Consider the following 13921-nt stretch of genomic DNA (forward strand, 5'->3'; position numbering starts at 1 on the left):
CCAATTTAATGATATAATATACACATGTTAAATTTAAAACTATACTTAAATCAATTAGGTATGGTTTTAAGTTTTGTTTAAAGGAGACTCTAAACCTGTAATTTAGAGTAAAACATTTGCTCTTCTTAATTTATATTAAAGGAGAAAATTTGTTAAATATTTTACAAGGAGGTATGAAATATTGAATAAAAAAACTTTGTCTGTTGTAATTGCCCTAGCTATGTCATTGTCAATAGCTGGAAATGTATTAGCGGCACCTGGCAGTTCAAATTCATTAACTGAAGTTAAACAGGAAAAACAACAGTTAGAAATTAAAGTTGAAAAATTAAACAGTGAAATAGTACAAGTTATACAGAAGATTGATGCCAATAAAAAGGACATCGCTAAAGTTTCAGATAATATGAAAAAGACCCAAGATAATATAGAGTCTACTGAGAAGGATATAGAAAGTCAACAGGAATTATTTAACAAGAGGGTAAAGGTCATGTATATAAATGGTATGGACAGTTATCTTGGTGTTATACTTGATGCAGATAGTTTAAATGATTTTATATCCAGAATAGATAATATAAAGAAGATAATGGGTTTTGATAAACAAGTTATAGGCAGTTTAACGGATAAAAAAGAACAGTTGGATGAGGACAAGCAAAAATTAGATAGTGAAAATAATAGACTCTTAGCATTAAAATCTGAAAATGAAGAAAAGTTGTCCAAGCTTAATAGTGATAAAGAGACTCAAACTAATTTAATAGCTGACTTAAATAAAAAAGAAGAGGCTCTTGAAGCAGTAGATACTACTACTTCACAAGTAATAGCTACGGCATCAAATAATGTACAGCAGATTAGGGAGTCTGCGCCAAGAATTACTAACTCCGATGGAAGTTCAAGCATAAGTGTTTCAAGAGGTGGACAACAATTAGTATCTTCCAGTGCAGTGGTTGCATATGCTTCTAATTTTTTAGGTGTTCCCTATGTGTGGGGAGGAACATCTCCTTCAGGTTTTGATTGTTCGGGTTTAGTCCAGTATGTATATGCACATTTTGGAGTTAATCTTCCAAGAGTTTCACAAGATCAGCAAAAGTCAGGTACAGCTGTATCTAGAAGTGAACTTGAACCAGGAGATTTAGTATTTTTTGGTTATCCTGCATATCATGTTGGCATATATGTAGGTAATGGAGCTTTTATTAATGCACCTAAAACAGGAGATGTAGTCAAGATAGCATCTTTGGATGCCAGATCTGATTTTAGTGGAGGAAGACGAGTTAAATAACATAATAATAGACATAGACTAAAAAGACATATATACATAGTTAGCTTTATTTTAACTACAAAGAGTTTAGCTGTGATGTTTTACAAGTATATTAATAATTAGGAATAAATAAAAAACTGACATCGAAATTTCGATGTCAGTTTTTTATGTAATTGTTATTTTCCTTCTTTTAATTCATTTAGACAGCTTTTGCAGATATTTTTGCCTCTATAGTTTACTACATCTCGTGCATCACCACAAAAAATACATGCAGGTTCATATTTCTTTAATATGATTTGTTCGCCATCTACATATATTTCTAAGGCATCCTTTTCAGCGATGTCTAGAGTTCTTCTTAATTCTATAGGAATAACAATTCTTCCTAGCTCGTCTACTCTTCTTACAACACCTGTCGATTTCATTTGTTTTCCCCCTTTGATTCCATAATTCGACATAGATACAATTAAATAATAGCAAAAATTACATTAAAAGTCAACACATTTTGATAAGATATTTTACAAATTTCTTATCAAATTCCATCTAAAGTTAATATACTACCAAAATATACAAAAGTCAATAATAATTACAATTTTGTAATGGTTTAATCTTGGGATTAATGATAAAATAAAAGAAAAAATTAGATAACTTTTCAAATATATATATAAGAAAAAAGTAACTAAATGGATAATTCATATTATATGTCGAAATTCCAAATGAACTATTCAGATTATATTAATTTTAAAATAAGGAAGTTTTATCTGTAGAAATTCAGTATTCTTGTATGATAAAATAAATAGGGGAGTAGGTGATAAATTTGAATTATATAAAAAAATTTATTTATGATGTAAAAGATATAATTAATGAAGTAGAAGGAGAACTTTATTTAGTAGGAGGATATATAAGAAATAAGTTAATAAATATAGTCTCTCAGCCTAAAGATGCAGATTTTGTGTTTAATGGAGATATTCATGAACTTATAAATAAACTTCAAAATAAAGGATATAAATTTTTCCCTATAAAAAAAAGTGTATCTATATATAGATGTGTAAAAGATCAAAGTAAAATAGACGTATCTCTTATGAAAGGAAATTCCATTGAAGAAGATTTGGGAAATAGAGATTTTACAATTAATGCCATAGCCTTAAGACTTGGCGATAATAAAATAATAGATCCTTTTTATGGAAGAAGGGCAATTCAGAGTAGGATAATAAAAAATGTTACTGATAGAAGTCTAGAATATGATCCTTGTAGAATATTAAGGGGTATTAGATTTTGTATAAGTTTAGGGATGCATTTTAATTTAGAAACTGAGAATAATATTGAAAAATTCAAAGGTAAAATAGTGGATCTACCCAAGGAAAGAATTTTCAACGAACTTATGCTTATAATAGAAAGTGATAAATATGGAAGAGCCTTTGAAATTCTTGATAATTATAGAATACTAAGGTATATAATTCCTTATATAGAAGAATCTAAAACTATAGGAAAATGTAAATATCATGTTGAAGATGTATTTACTCATTTAAATTTAACTTATGGAATATTTAAAGATATTTTAAATGGCAGTATAAATTTTGAAAATTTAGATATCAATAAATTAAATACTAAAATGGGTGAATTTAAATTAAAAGAATATTTAGCTTTGGCCTGCTTTTTACATGATATAGGCAAATATGAAGCGTATAAAAAAGTAGGAGATAAAGTAAGTTTTTACAAACATGAAATAAAGGGAGCTGCTATATGTAGAAATTTTTGCAATTATATGAAATTATCTAAAAAGGCAACAAAATATATAGAAAATATAGTAGAAGGACATATGTATCCACTGAGCATTTTTACAAATAAAACTATAAATAGAAAAAAGGCTTTTTATAAATTTTTTAATAAATATGATGGATATGTAGTAGAAATAATTATTACTGCGTTTTGTGATAATTGTGCTACCAAAATGTTATTAGAGATAAAAGATAAAAATTCAGGGTTTAAAGAATTTATTGAGGAGATGTTAAAAGAATATAAATTATATTGTAGTATACGAGATAATAAAATTCTAAGTGGAGAAGAGGTTGTTGAAGTATTGGTTAAATCAGGACCTCAGGTAAAAACTGCAATTGAAAGTATTCGTAGGCTCAGATATTTAGGCGAAATAATTACTAGAGAAGATGCATTAAATTATTTAAAATCACAGACTTCTAAAATTTATATTTAACTTAATTAAAAGAATACCCGTTTACGATATAAATAAGTATTTATATTGATTACAAAAGGAGTGCTGCAAAACTACCTTTTAAAGTAGTTTTGCAGCACTCCTTTTGAAGTTACTAATAGTTTTCTATAAATATTTCAAAATATGATTGAGGATGTGCACAGGAAGGACAAACTTCAGGAGCAAATACTCCTTCATAAATATATCCGCAGTTAATACATTTCCATTTGTGTACTTTTTGCTTTTTAAATACGGTATTGTTTTCTATATTTTTAAGTAAAGCTAAATATCTTTCTTCATGATGTTTTTCAACTTCAGCTATTTTTCTAAAAACCTCTGCTATATCAGAAAAACCTTCTTTATCAGCTATGTCAGCAAATTCTGGATAAAGTTTCGACCATTCTTCATTCTCACCTTTTGCAGCTGCTTTAAGAATTGTTTTGGTATCTCCCAGAGCAACTGGATAAGAAGCATTTATTTCTACAGATTCTCCTAATAAATCTTCATTTAAAAATTTAAAAAATCTTTTGGCATGTTCTTTCTCATTTTCAGCAGTTTCTAAAAATATGTTAGAAATTTGAACATAACCTTCCTTTTTAGCAGTAGATGAATAATAAGTGTATCTATTTCTTGCTTGAGATTCTCCTGCAAAAGCCTTCATTAAATTTTCAGCAGTTTTTGTACCTTTTAAAGATGCCATAGAAATTACCTCCTAAAAATAAATTAATATTTTGTTTTATAATTTAAAAATAAGTATTTTTTAATACATTTATAAGTAACTTGATTGATAATTTTTAATGACTATTTATCAAATAGATTAATAGTCTTCTCAGTTTATTTAGGAGACTATCATAAAACATAAGTTTTTATCCGAACGCTACCATTGCTAATACTCTCATCTTCTTCAAAGTGGGAAATAAGCACTGCTACGCGCCTGGATAAGTTCTTCCCCTAAAGGATAACGTATTCTAAGTGCTAAAGACACTAAGAATACTGTTAATAAGGTTCATGATGGAAATAAGCAGTTCTCTACAGTAAACTCCACCTGAACCTAAGAATAACTTGATTATTTTTTCCAGAGTCCATGTAAATTACAATATTCTCGTGCCATTACTAATTTTTCATCTAATTTAAATGTAGCTTCTGGTTTTTCTCCTGGTTTCAAATACTTTCTATAAATTTTATTTTCAGTATGAACCTCAATCCATTGAATATAATGTTCTGGCAGCATTGGATGTTCAACTGATCCAACTTTAACTACTACTCCTCCATCTATTTCTTCGATTACGGGTACATGCTTTTCAGAAGCTGCATCTACAGTATTTTCTTCAATAAGCTTCATTGGTTGACCACAGCAAGCCAAAGTGCCTCCTCCATTATAAAGAACCTCCACTATGTTTCCACAGACTTCACATTTATATACTTGCTTAATTTCTATCATAATTATTCCTCCTTAATATTTATAACTGAAAAATATTTTTTTATATTGACCTAAGAATCACTTGATAATATTAAATTTTTTCAAATTCTATACGATGGCACCTAGGACAACGATGTAAAAAATCTGTATCCTTTCCAAGAACTACTATTTCACCATATGTAGTACATTTATAGTTACCTTTACCTGGTTTATTACCTATACAAAATTTAACATGTAAGTAATGCCTCCTCTCATTACACATATTAGTTTATTTTTTAGCCTAAGTACTAAATTGAATTTACTCTTTAATTATACCCTAAAAAAATTAAATATTCAATAGTTATTATAGTTTTTTAATAAATAGTTTTAAATAATAATAATTTAAAATTATTTATATAGTTGTAAAGACATTATTTTAAGAGAGTTCTTATTCGTTATATAATTAGCTTAATTAAGAGCAACTGTACAGGATTATGAAGGTAGGTTTAAGGGAATTAGACGAATGCGAGATAATAAAATTGCTTGCAGCCTGTATCAAGTACAGTTGACATCTTAAAAGTGTTATTGTAAAGCAGTCTTTTCAATATTTGAGGAAAGTCTTTTTATGCCAAGATACATTATCAAAAGTCCAATGATAGATAATAGGGCTATAATAAGAATATTTGAGCTAATTAGCAATAAAAACTGTGGATAGCATTGAAGTAAAATGCTTGTAATTACATTATAGAGTATATCGCCAATTATACATAAATATAATGAATAAGTTTTTATATAAAGGTAACCTAATAAGATTCCAAGTATAAAAGCGCACATAAATGCTGCAGGGCTAAAGGTAGATATTCCAAACAGCAGTGAGGATATCAATATTGCTTTTAGATTGGAATATTTTTTGGAAAGTCCGCCGACAATAATACCTCTAAATACAAACTCTGTTAATAAAGGTCCAATGACATATGAGTATCCAATAAAAAATACAGGATTTTTATTAATAAGTTGTATGCTTTTCATAACTAAGCTAAATCCCGGAAGAATTTTATCTATTGGCATCAAAAGTGAATCGAAAAACAGCAGATAACCTAAAACAATCAGTATTAGAAGCAATGAATTAATTAAAGTAAATTTTTTTACCGGTCTCACTTTAATTTTATCTTTACTAAGATTAGTAATGTAATATCCATAGAATACTGCAGTAACTGCGAAAAAAGTAACTCCTAATATAAAAATAGACAATGACAATTTTAATATGATATTGTTGAATAGGCTAATCACATGGAAACTGATGCCTAAAGAAAAATACAATATCAATATATAAGAAATTGCAGCAAGTACTGCATCTGTAATACTCAGCTTTTTAACCTCTGATTTTTCATTTTCAAGATTTGATAAAATTTTAAAAGAATTTAAATTAGACATAATTAAACCTCCCCATAAAAATTAAATTTTTATTATTTCATTTTACTTTTATTTTTGATTTTGAAGTTTATTCTTAATGAAATATACCTTCATAATTAAAACTGTAATTAATATAATGCCAGATATAATGATTAAAGTTTCTTTTACGTGATTTGGAAAAAGTATAAAGGAAACAAAAAATACACTAAAGATGATATCGCATAGGGCTATTAGATATAAAAATACGCTTTTGTTTTCAATATTGATATGTTGGTAGAAAGCAATGCACCCGATAATCCAAGAAATACTAAAAAGTAAAGAAGTAAGATTTTGAAAAGTAAGACTGCCATTATTAAAAAGAATATGAATGATGAACAAGATACAACCAGTTATAAAAATGGCAATTGCTGTTTTTACAATTTTCAAAGTAAACTCGCTTTTTCTTGTCCATATGCTGTTCATTTCTGAAATAACATTGTTTTCTTCACCAAAATTCTTCAAGGTAATTTTTATACTTTCTTCCTCGCTGAAACCTTGATCTTGCAGCTCTAATACCTCATCATGAAGGTTTGATTTCAGTTCTTCTCTAAGTATTTGGATATCCTTGTCAGATTCATTGAACTTGCTGCAAATACGGTCTACATACAGGTCAATTTTATTCATTAATGTTCACCTCCAAAAAATGATCTAATAGTTCCCTAAGAACCACCCATTCCTGAACTTTTTCTTTAAAAAAATTCAAACCTTCTTGTGTAATCCTATAATAACGTCTTCTCCCGCCACCAGTATTTTCATCGTCATTCCAGTATCCTTCCAAATAATTTCTCTTTTCCAGTCTCTTTAAAGATACATATAAGGTTGCTTCCTTCATCTCAAAGTTTTTATTTGTTTGTTTTATGGTTTTTCCAACTTCATAACCATACATATCTTTATGTTTTAAGATTGATAAAACGATTATATCAATATAGCCTTTTAATAATTCCTTTTCGAATTCCACTACAACAGCACTCCTAACTAAATTAGTTCATCGTATAAAGTATTCTAATATAATATAGTTCTTTACTATATTATATTAGAAAGTACTTGATAATATCAATTACTTTCGTAAAATAATTAGGTTTATTACATAATGTTGAAAATGTTGCCGGAATTATGGTATAGGGATGGAATGAGATGAACTGTAACATTCTAACAAGATCACATTAAAACAGTAATACTCAAGAATAAATGTCAATATCATAATACGACAAATTATAATATAATTTAAGACAATAGACTACATTTATATTTTCTTGAAATATATGAGCTTTTTTCGAAAAAGTGGACACTTTAGAGTTAGAAATTCTCTTAATGTCGCATAATTATTATTCTTGCCATTGATTATAATATTCCATATAAAATTAGCTATGATGCCATTAAAATCTTAAATTTTTTTCTGAATTGAGCATGCTGCATGTTATTTTATTCCTTCGAACACAATCTTTTACAGTTGCAAGGTATAGCCAGCCTTCATGTATACCAATATAACTGATATCAGTTACCCACACAGAATTTGAACTTTCAACTTTAAAATCTTGGTTTAAAAGATTCTCAGCTACTGGAAGTTTATGATCGGAGTATGTAGTTGCCTTGAATTTTCTTTTCCCTATGGAGTAAAGTTTATTTCCACTTTGTATCCTGTAAAGTCTCTGCCTGCTGCAGTGTGGAAATTTTTCTCTTACATCACAAAGAAGCTTGTCAAGCCCGCAAATCCCATGGCTTTTAAAATAACTGGACCGTACTATTTTAAGTATCTGCTTGTTTTCAGCTTTTATCTTACTTTTTAACGGCTTATTCAGTAACATCCACTGCATGACACATTAAATAATTTGCACATCTTTGTAACCGAATGTATGGCCACGCTGACGTCTCATTTTTGCTATTTACCCAATTTCTCAAGGTCTGGTCATTTATACCCAAATCTTTTGCTGCGCTGTTCACAAACCTTCTTTTTTCCAGTACAAGTTTTATGGCATCTGATCTAAATTCTGCATTATACCTCTTACCATTACCTGACATTTATTATCTCCTCCATATAATTATTATATCTAACTCATATGTGTTCATCAATTCGAGTACAGGTCACTACGGTTCTATGATCCAAGATATAATCTTCCAAAATGAAATATATAATATTTATATTCTACATAAAAACTCAAAATCATTTTTGTCCAAAACAAAAAACTACTGACAGAATATGTTTGTCAGCAGTCTGAACACCTATTTACAATATAAATAAGTATTCTTTTAATTTTGATGTAGTATGCATAAGTTATCCACAGAAATTGTTGATAACTTTGTGTTTTCTGTGGACAAATATTTTGAATTGACAATATATTTATTCTTCTATGGACTGAAAAGTTGAAATTATAAAGTCAAATTCTTCAGCATTTGATATTTCTCCATAACTATCCTCAGAAATTCCAGGATAATAATATAATATAAACTTTTCTTTTAAGGCAATATTTTCAATAATTATATATTTTTTATTTAATTGTACATCTTGAAGTGTTGAAAGCACAGTATACCTATTACTTTCACCAGTTTTATTATTAGTTAAGTCTACAAAGAAAGTATCATATTTTGAAGCATTTATTCTTTTCCTATCACAATGTACAATTTTAGAACCAGATTTACATCCAAGACAACTATCAAAACTACAAGGAGCTGTACAATTTAAACATTGACAACTAGAACATTTTTCAAGTTGCAGTAAGGATTGATAATTATCATTTTTATAGTCTTTTATTAGAGATATATATTTATTTCCTTTTAATCTATTTAAAAGGCTTATATTTTTAAATTCCTTTTCTACTTCTTCAATTAAATCTATATACTTTTTTAAAATTGATATTTTAGCTACATACTTTCTTATACTTAAAGTATCCTTGTCCAAAAAAGGAGAAACAGAACTTATGGCATAATTTATATCTACAAATATTTTTCCGTATTTATCCTTTTCTGCTTTTATAAACTGATCTGTTTTTCCCATGGTATCACCTAATTTTGCTTATATTTTTTTAATTCTTCATCTATGTTGATTTCATTTAATTTTTCAAATTCTTTTTCTAACGAGTCCTCCTGTCTTAAATCACCAAGGCCTTCAGCTAAAGCTTCCTTGTTCTGAATTTTTCTTTCAATGTCATCTATATTTATTTTGTTTCCACCTGTTTCTACGTTGGCTAATATTTCATTTACTTTTTTAGAGGCCTCAGCATTATTAAATCTTGCAGCAGCTTCATCTCTATATGTTCTAGTTTTTCTAATTTCTTCTTCTAATTCTTTTAATTTAGTTTTTATTGCCTCAGCTTTTTCACAGGCATCTTTATAACTTGATTCTAAAGAAGCATAGGTTTTATCAGCCTCTAATTTTCGTTCTAAAGCTTTTTTAGCAAGATCTTCATTGTTTTTACTCAAAGCAAGTTTAACTTTTTCATCAAATTCTAAAGATATTCTCTTTGAGTCTTCCATTTTCTTCTTAATTTCATGTACATTACCTAGTATTTGTGCAGAAGATAATTTAGCTTTATTTAAACTATCCTCCATATCTTTAAGTTTTTGATCCAGCAATTCAATAGGGTTTTCCATCCCATCTAAAGTGTTATTTACTTTTGCTCTGAAAATATTAGATATTCTTTTTAATACTCCCATAAAAATCCTCCTCAAATTATTTTTTATTTCTCTTATATTTTTTTATCATATTAATAATAAATATCAATACAATAATAAATATTATAAATTTAACAAAACCCCAGAAGAAACTTGCTAAAAGACTACTGCTGTTACCTGTATAGTGGTTATTTCCCCAAAATATAGGGATGGGTATCGGTAAAATAGAACGTTTTTTTTCATTGGTATAGCCTTTACTAGATTGTGAATTAGTATTAGTAGATGTATTAGAACTATCGGGAGTTTTAGAAAAACTACCAGATTTAAAATCTCCACTAGAACTATTGCTGGAATTAGAGCTATTATTAGTATTAGAAGCATTACTGGAGTTAGGCGAAGAAAAACTACCGGATTTAAAATCTCCACTAGAACTACTTTTGGAACTAGAATTAGTATTATTTTTAGAACTACTATTATTACTAGATTTAGGTGAAGAAAAGCTGCCAGATTTAAAACTATTTCCAGAAGATTTTGAAGTACTTCCAGTTGAAGAAGAACTTCTGGATTTTGAGCTTTTAGCATGTACAGTAATGGAATCTGTAGTTGTTTTTAAAGTAATTAATTGTGGAGTGACAGCATGTACCCATAAAAATAAAAAAGTAAGTAACAGGGATATGATAAAATATTTTTTATTTAATTTGATTTTACACACCTCCCCTTAGGCACCTTTTGATTGATATTTAGATACCTAAAATAATATATGTTTTCCACTATAATAGTAACATAATATGTTTATCAATGTATACAACTTATTATACGGTATATAATAACATATAACAAGTATAATATTAACTCATTTAAAGTATATTAATACGGTTTATCTAAGATATTCTAATGAAATCTTATATTTTTATAGGATGTTTGATTTGTAAACAATATGTCTATGCAATATAATATAGATATGATTTAATGTTTTAAATTTTTTTTAGAAATACATTGGTTTGGAGGATGTTAATATTGGATGAACGTAGATTTGGAATAGAATATATAAATAAGATTGCTAAAAACATATCAGATAATAATATAATACCTTATGAAGACTTGCCAAGATATGATCTATTTTTATCTCAGGTAACAGATTATTTAAATGATAAATTTAAAGGAGAAAAGTATACTAATAATATAGTGCAAAATTATATAAAGAATGAAGTTATATCTAGACCAGAAGACGGAAAAAAAAGAGGTTATACCAAAGTTCATTTAGTTCAGCTTATTTTATTAAGTTATATGAGGCCTATATTAACTACAGAGGAGATAAAAAAAGTATTTAGGTTAGCTTTTAATGAAATAAATAATGGAGAAGACGATATAATATCTTGGGAAAACGCCTATAAGATATTTTCTGACTTACAGCAAGATAGCTTTAAAAACTTAATCGAAAAAGAATATCTTAATGAAAGTAAATTTCAAAATATGGTAAAAGATATGAATTTAAAAATTCATGAAGAAGAAAAAATAATGGTTTTTTTTATGGTCATGTCTTTAATTTGTCAGGCAAGTGCAATTAAAAAGTTGGTTCAAAATATAGTAAATAATTATGAAGAAAAATAAAAAAATTATTAAAAACTTCCTTGCGACTTTTATTAGAGTCTATAATAATAAGGAAGTTTTTTGACAATATATAAAATTAGAATAAATTAAAAATCTATAGTTTGTTTTGAATTATTATATAATAAGCATATGCTTTGAGCAGCTATTCCCTTTTTTTTACCTGTAAATCCCAGACCTTCCTCAGTAGTAGCTTTTACACTTATTATAGATATATCTACTTTTAAAGTTTTAGCTATATTTAGTCTCATTTCAGGTATATAAGGAGATAATTTGGGCTCTTCAGCTATTATAGTGGAATCTATATTGCCTATAGAATATCCTTTGTTTCTTATTAGATTTGATACGTAATGTAATAATTTAAGGCTGGAGATATTTTTGTATTTCATATCACTATCGGGAAAATGTTTTCCTATATCTCCTAAAGATGTAGCTCCTAATAGAGCATCCATTATTGCATGAACAAGTACATCAGCATCAGAATGTCCAACTAATCCCTTATTAAAAGAAATATTTACACCACCTAATATAAGAGGTATGTTATAAGCTAGTTTATGTACGTCATAGCCAAGTCCAATTCTCATAGTAAATCCTCCATAAATTTTTATTATATTTTATCATATATGAAATAAAAAGGTGCATTGATTAAGCACCTAGGATATATAACGAGAATATGGAATTATTTTATTATCTTCTTTATGAGTTTTATTTTTAGAACTAAAAAGATTTATAAAAAATTTTTTTAGTGAAAGAAATAATGTCATTTTTTCATTTTTTTTATTTTTTGAGAAATCTACTTTGGTAACGTTATCTTTCATACAATAACCCCACCTTTCATAAAATATTTTCTTATTTAAATAATAACATAAGTTCAAACAAATGTTAATAAAATTGTAAAAAGTGCAAAAATTATTTTAAAAGAAATCTTATTCAAAGTTAGTAAAGTAAAGAAATTAAGAGGAAAGGTGATCCTCTTAATTTTTTGAGATAAAAAGGTATATTTTTTGTATGAGGAAATGTTAGTTATAATATATGAGCTTTGTAACTATGTGGGTATTAATATTATATGGTCATGGATCTAATTTAGTTACTATTATTTTAAATAAATGTATAATGTTTAGTGAATAATATTCATAGCTTTGTGTATACTTAATTAAATTTAGACAAATTAATAATTTTTTAGTATAATTTACATTGAATGAGGAATTTATACTAATAGTGTATATGTATACAAAATTTTAGAAGTTATGGCAATTGTAAAATGGCAAGTTGTCCACAGCTATTTGTGGATAATGTGTATAATTCATAAAATATTAAGTATATTTTAACAGGGAAGTGAAAAAATGAAAAATAATATTATAAAAATTTTAGTTAAATTAATGATAATATTATTTATTTTATCTGGAATATTTGTGATTTATAAAACCAGATTTTTATTTACAGATGAAAAAAAAAAGTAACATAACTGAGAATTTAAATTCTAAACAGATTGAAAATGACAAGAAAAAACAATATACTAATGAAGTTGTTGATGAAGATAACCAATCTATAGAGGGGAATTTAATATATAACTCACAATCTATCCCTGTATTGTATTATCATTCTATAGATTATGAAGAAGGAAATGAACTGAGAATCCCGAAAGAAAAATTTAAGCAGCAAATGCAGTATTTAAAGGACAATAAATATACTACCCTTACTTTAGATGAATTTTATAGCTTTTTAGTTAATAATAATCCAGTACCTAATAAGTCTGTAATTATAACTTTTGATGATGGATATAGGGATAACTATAAAAATGCCTTTCCCATATTAAAAGAGTTAGGTTTTAAGGCTACTATATTTATAATCACAAGTACTATAGACAAAGAAAAAGATTTTTTGACTTCTAATGAATTAAAAGAGATGTCAAACTATGGATTAGATATTGAAAGTCATACCGTAAATCATGATAATTTAAGTGATTTGGATTATGATGCTCAAATAAAGACTCTTAAAGATTCAAAAGAATTTTTAGAAAAAATCTTGAATAAAGAGGTAAAGTATATTGCATATCCCTATGGAAAATGGAATGAAGATACTTTAAGAGCTGTGAAATCAGTAGGATATAATATGGCTTTTACTGCTATAGGAGGATGGTCTAATAAAAATCAGGGATTATACATGTTAAATAGAGTGTATATAAGTTCTAATCATGATATGAATGAATTTAAAAGAAGATTGACAAATAGTCAATATGAAGTTTCGAACTAGGTAAAATTTTATCCAAAGGTGGCAATTAAGCTAAATTCCCAACTTCTTCAAAGTGGAGGATAAGTACTGTTGTGCGCCTGGATAAGTTTTTTTAAGATTCAGTTGGAGAAAAGCGGTGATTATGAGCAAACTCCGCTGAATCTAA

General features: G+C 27.3%; 16 protein-coding genes and 1 pseudogene. 5 read left to right on the forward strand and 12 right to left on the reverse strand.

Translation table 11 applies throughout. From position 1 onward, the window contains the following. Positions 1–181 precede the first annotated feature (181 nt). Positions 182–1270 (forward strand): NlpC/P60 family protein, encoded by a 1089-nt coding sequence (locus tag AB3K27_RS01260; RefSeq protein ID WP_368489464.1) that lies wholly within the window; start codon positions 182–184, stop codon positions 1268–1270. A 155-nt stretch (positions 1271–1425) separates the two neighbouring features. Here the strand turns inward: AB3K27_RS01260 and AB3K27_RS01265 are convergent, their stop codons facing one another. After that, on the reverse strand, positions 1426–1671 hold the full coding sequence (locus AB3K27_RS01265; RefSeq protein ID WP_013236841.1) for an AbrB/MazE/SpoVT family DNA-binding domain-containing protein: 246 nt from the start codon (positions 1669–1671) through the stop codon (positions 1426–1428). A gap of 383 nt (positions 1672–2054) precedes the next feature. On the opposite strand from AB3K27_RS01265, the gene AB3K27_RS01270 reads away from it, so the two are divergent. After that, complete coding sequence (locus AB3K27_RS01270; RefSeq protein WP_368489465.1) at positions 2055–3458, forward strand: HD domain-containing protein; 1404 nt, start codon at positions 2055–2057, stop codon at positions 3456–3458. A gap of 112 nt (positions 3459–3570) precedes the next feature. Here the strand turns inward: AB3K27_RS01270 and rbr are convergent, their stop codons facing one another. The 9 genes and pseudogenes from rbr to AB3K27_RS01315 all read right to left on the reverse strand — a co-directional run bounded on the left by rbr (position 3571) and on the right by AB3K27_RS01315 (position 9957). Continuing rightward, the gene (gene rbr, locus AB3K27_RS01275; protein ID WP_368489466.1) at positions 3571–4155 is read right to left on the reverse strand and encodes a rubrerythrin; all 585 of its coding nucleotides are present in this window, start codon (positions 4153–4155) and stop codon (positions 3571–3573) included. 366 nt (positions 4156–4521) lie between these two features. Then, entirely contained in the window at positions 4522–4896 is a 375-nt protein-coding gene (locus AB3K27_RS01280; protein WP_368489467.1) for a desulfoferrodoxin, read from the reverse strand. Between the two features lie 540 nt (positions 4897–5436). Then, positions 5437–6288, reverse strand: coding sequence for a lysostaphin resistance A-like protein (locus AB3K27_RS01285; RefSeq protein ID WP_368489468.1), 852 nt, complete (start codon positions 6286–6288; stop codon positions 5437–5439). Positions 6289–6336: 48 nt separating this feature from the next. After that, positions 6337–6930, reverse strand: a complete 594-nt coding sequence (locus AB3K27_RS01290) for a permease prefix domain 1-containing protein (RefSeq protein ID WP_368489469.1) — start codon at positions 6928–6930, stop codon at positions 6337–6339. Further along, complete coding sequence (locus AB3K27_RS01295) at positions 6923–7264, reverse strand: PadR family transcriptional regulator (protein ID WP_368489470.1); 342 nt, start codon at positions 7262–7264, stop codon at positions 6923–6925. Before AB3K27_RS01295 ends, AB3K27_RS01290 begins: the two co-directional genes overlap by 8 nt. Before the next feature lie 481 nt (positions 7265–7745). Next, positions 7746–7910 (reverse strand): annotated as a pseudogene (locus AB3K27_RS01300) (IS3 family transposase); the annotation flags it as partial. A gap of 187 nt (positions 7911–8097) precedes the next feature. Next, a complete protein-coding gene (locus AB3K27_RS01305) occupies positions 8098–8325 on the reverse strand; it encodes a transposase (protein ID WP_368489471.1) in 228 nt (75 codons plus the stop codon). 319 nt (positions 8326–8644) lie between these two features. Continuing rightward, positions 8645–9298: a DUF1292 domain-containing protein gene (locus AB3K27_RS01310; RefSeq protein WP_368489472.1), complete on the reverse strand. Its 654-nt coding sequence runs from the start codon at positions 9296–9298 to the stop codon at positions 8645–8647. Between the two features lie 8 nt (positions 9299–9306). Next, complete coding sequence (locus AB3K27_RS01315) at positions 9307–9957, reverse strand: PspA/IM30 family protein (RefSeq protein WP_368489473.1); 651 nt, start codon at positions 9955–9957, stop codon at positions 9307–9309. A 302-nt stretch (positions 9958–10259) separates the two neighbouring features. Between AB3K27_RS01315 and AB3K27_RS01320 the strand changes: the two genes are divergently transcribed. Then, positions 10260–10637: a hypothetical protein gene (locus AB3K27_RS01320; RefSeq protein WP_368489474.1), complete on the forward strand. Its 378-nt coding sequence runs from the start codon at positions 10260–10262 to the stop codon at positions 10635–10637. Between the two features lie 286 nt (positions 10638–10923). Then, positions 10924–11526, forward strand: a complete 603-nt coding sequence (locus tag AB3K27_RS01325) for a DUF1836 domain-containing protein (RefSeq protein ID WP_368489475.1) — start codon at positions 10924–10926, stop codon at positions 11524–11526. A gap of 86 nt (positions 11527–11612) precedes the next feature. Here AB3K27_RS01325 and ispF read toward each other — a convergent pair whose 3' ends face one another. Both ispF and AB3K27_RS01335 read right to left on the reverse strand, forming a co-directional pair. After that, positions 11613–12107, reverse strand: a complete 495-nt coding sequence (ispF, locus tag AB3K27_RS01330; protein WP_368489476.1) for a 2-C-methyl-D-erythritol 2,4-cyclodiphosphate synthase — start codon at positions 12105–12107, stop codon at positions 11613–11615. 69 nt (positions 12108–12176) lie between these two features. Beyond that, positions 12177–12341, reverse strand: a complete 165-nt coding sequence (locus tag AB3K27_RS01335; RefSeq protein WP_368489477.1) for a hypothetical protein — start codon at positions 12339–12341, stop codon at positions 12177–12179. Between the two features lie 844 nt (positions 12342–13185). Between AB3K27_RS01335 and AB3K27_RS01340 the strand changes: the two genes are divergently transcribed. Further along, positions 13186–13776, forward strand: coding sequence for a polysaccharide deacetylase family protein (locus AB3K27_RS01340; RefSeq protein ID WP_368491140.1), 591 nt, complete (start codon positions 13186–13188; stop codon positions 13774–13776). The last annotated feature ends 145 nt before the right edge of the window (positions 13777–13921 follow it).

This window comes from Clostridium sp. BJN0013 (genome assembly GCF_040939125.1).
GTDB lineage: Bacteria > Bacillota > Clostridia > Clostridiales > Clostridiaceae > Clostridium_B.

Coding starts and splice junctions, on each gene's coding strand:
- AB3K27_RS01265 (WP_013236841.1), bottom strand. CDS start 1,671: ATGAAATCGACAGGTGTTGTAAGAAGAGTAGACGAGCTAGGAAGAATT.
- rbr (WP_368489466.1), bottom strand. CDS start 4,155: ATGGCATCTTTAAAAGGTACAAAAACTGCTGAAAATTTAATGAAGGCT.
- AB3K27_RS01280 (WP_368489467.1), bottom strand. CDS start 4,896: ATGATAGAAATTAAGCAAGTATATAAATGTGAAGTCTGTGGAAACATA.
- AB3K27_RS01285 (WP_368489468.1), bottom strand. CDS start 6,288: ATGTCTAATTTAAATTCTTTTAAAATTTTATCAAATCTTGAAAATGAA.
- AB3K27_RS01290 (WP_368489469.1), bottom strand. CDS start 6,930: ATGAATAAAATTGACCTGTATGTAGACCGTATTTGCAGCAAGTTCAAT.
- AB3K27_RS01305 (WP_368489471.1), bottom strand. CDS start 8,325: ATGTCAGGTAATGGTAAGAGGTATAATGCAGAATTTAGATCAGATGCC.
- AB3K27_RS01310 (WP_368489472.1), bottom strand. CDS start 9,298: ATGGGAAAAACAGATCAGTTTATAAAAGCAGAAAAGGATAAATACGGA.
- AB3K27_RS01315 (WP_368489473.1), bottom strand. CDS start 9,957: ATGGGAGTATTAAAAAGAATATCTAATATTTTCAGAGCAAAAGTAAAT.
- AB3K27_RS01325 (WP_368489475.1), top strand. CDS start 10,924: ATGTTAATATTGGATGAACGTAGATTTGGAATAGAATATATAAATAAG.
- ispF (WP_368489476.1), bottom strand. CDS start 12,107: ATGAGAATTGGACTTGGCTATGACGTACATAAACTAGCTTATAACATA.
- AB3K27_RS01335 (WP_368489477.1), bottom strand. CDS start 12,341: ATGAAAGATAACGTTACCAAAGTAGATTTCTCAAAAAATAAAAAAAAT.
- AB3K27_RS01340 (WP_368491140.1), top strand. CDS start 13,186: ATGCAGTATTTAAAGGACAATAAATATACTACCCTTACTTTAGATGAA.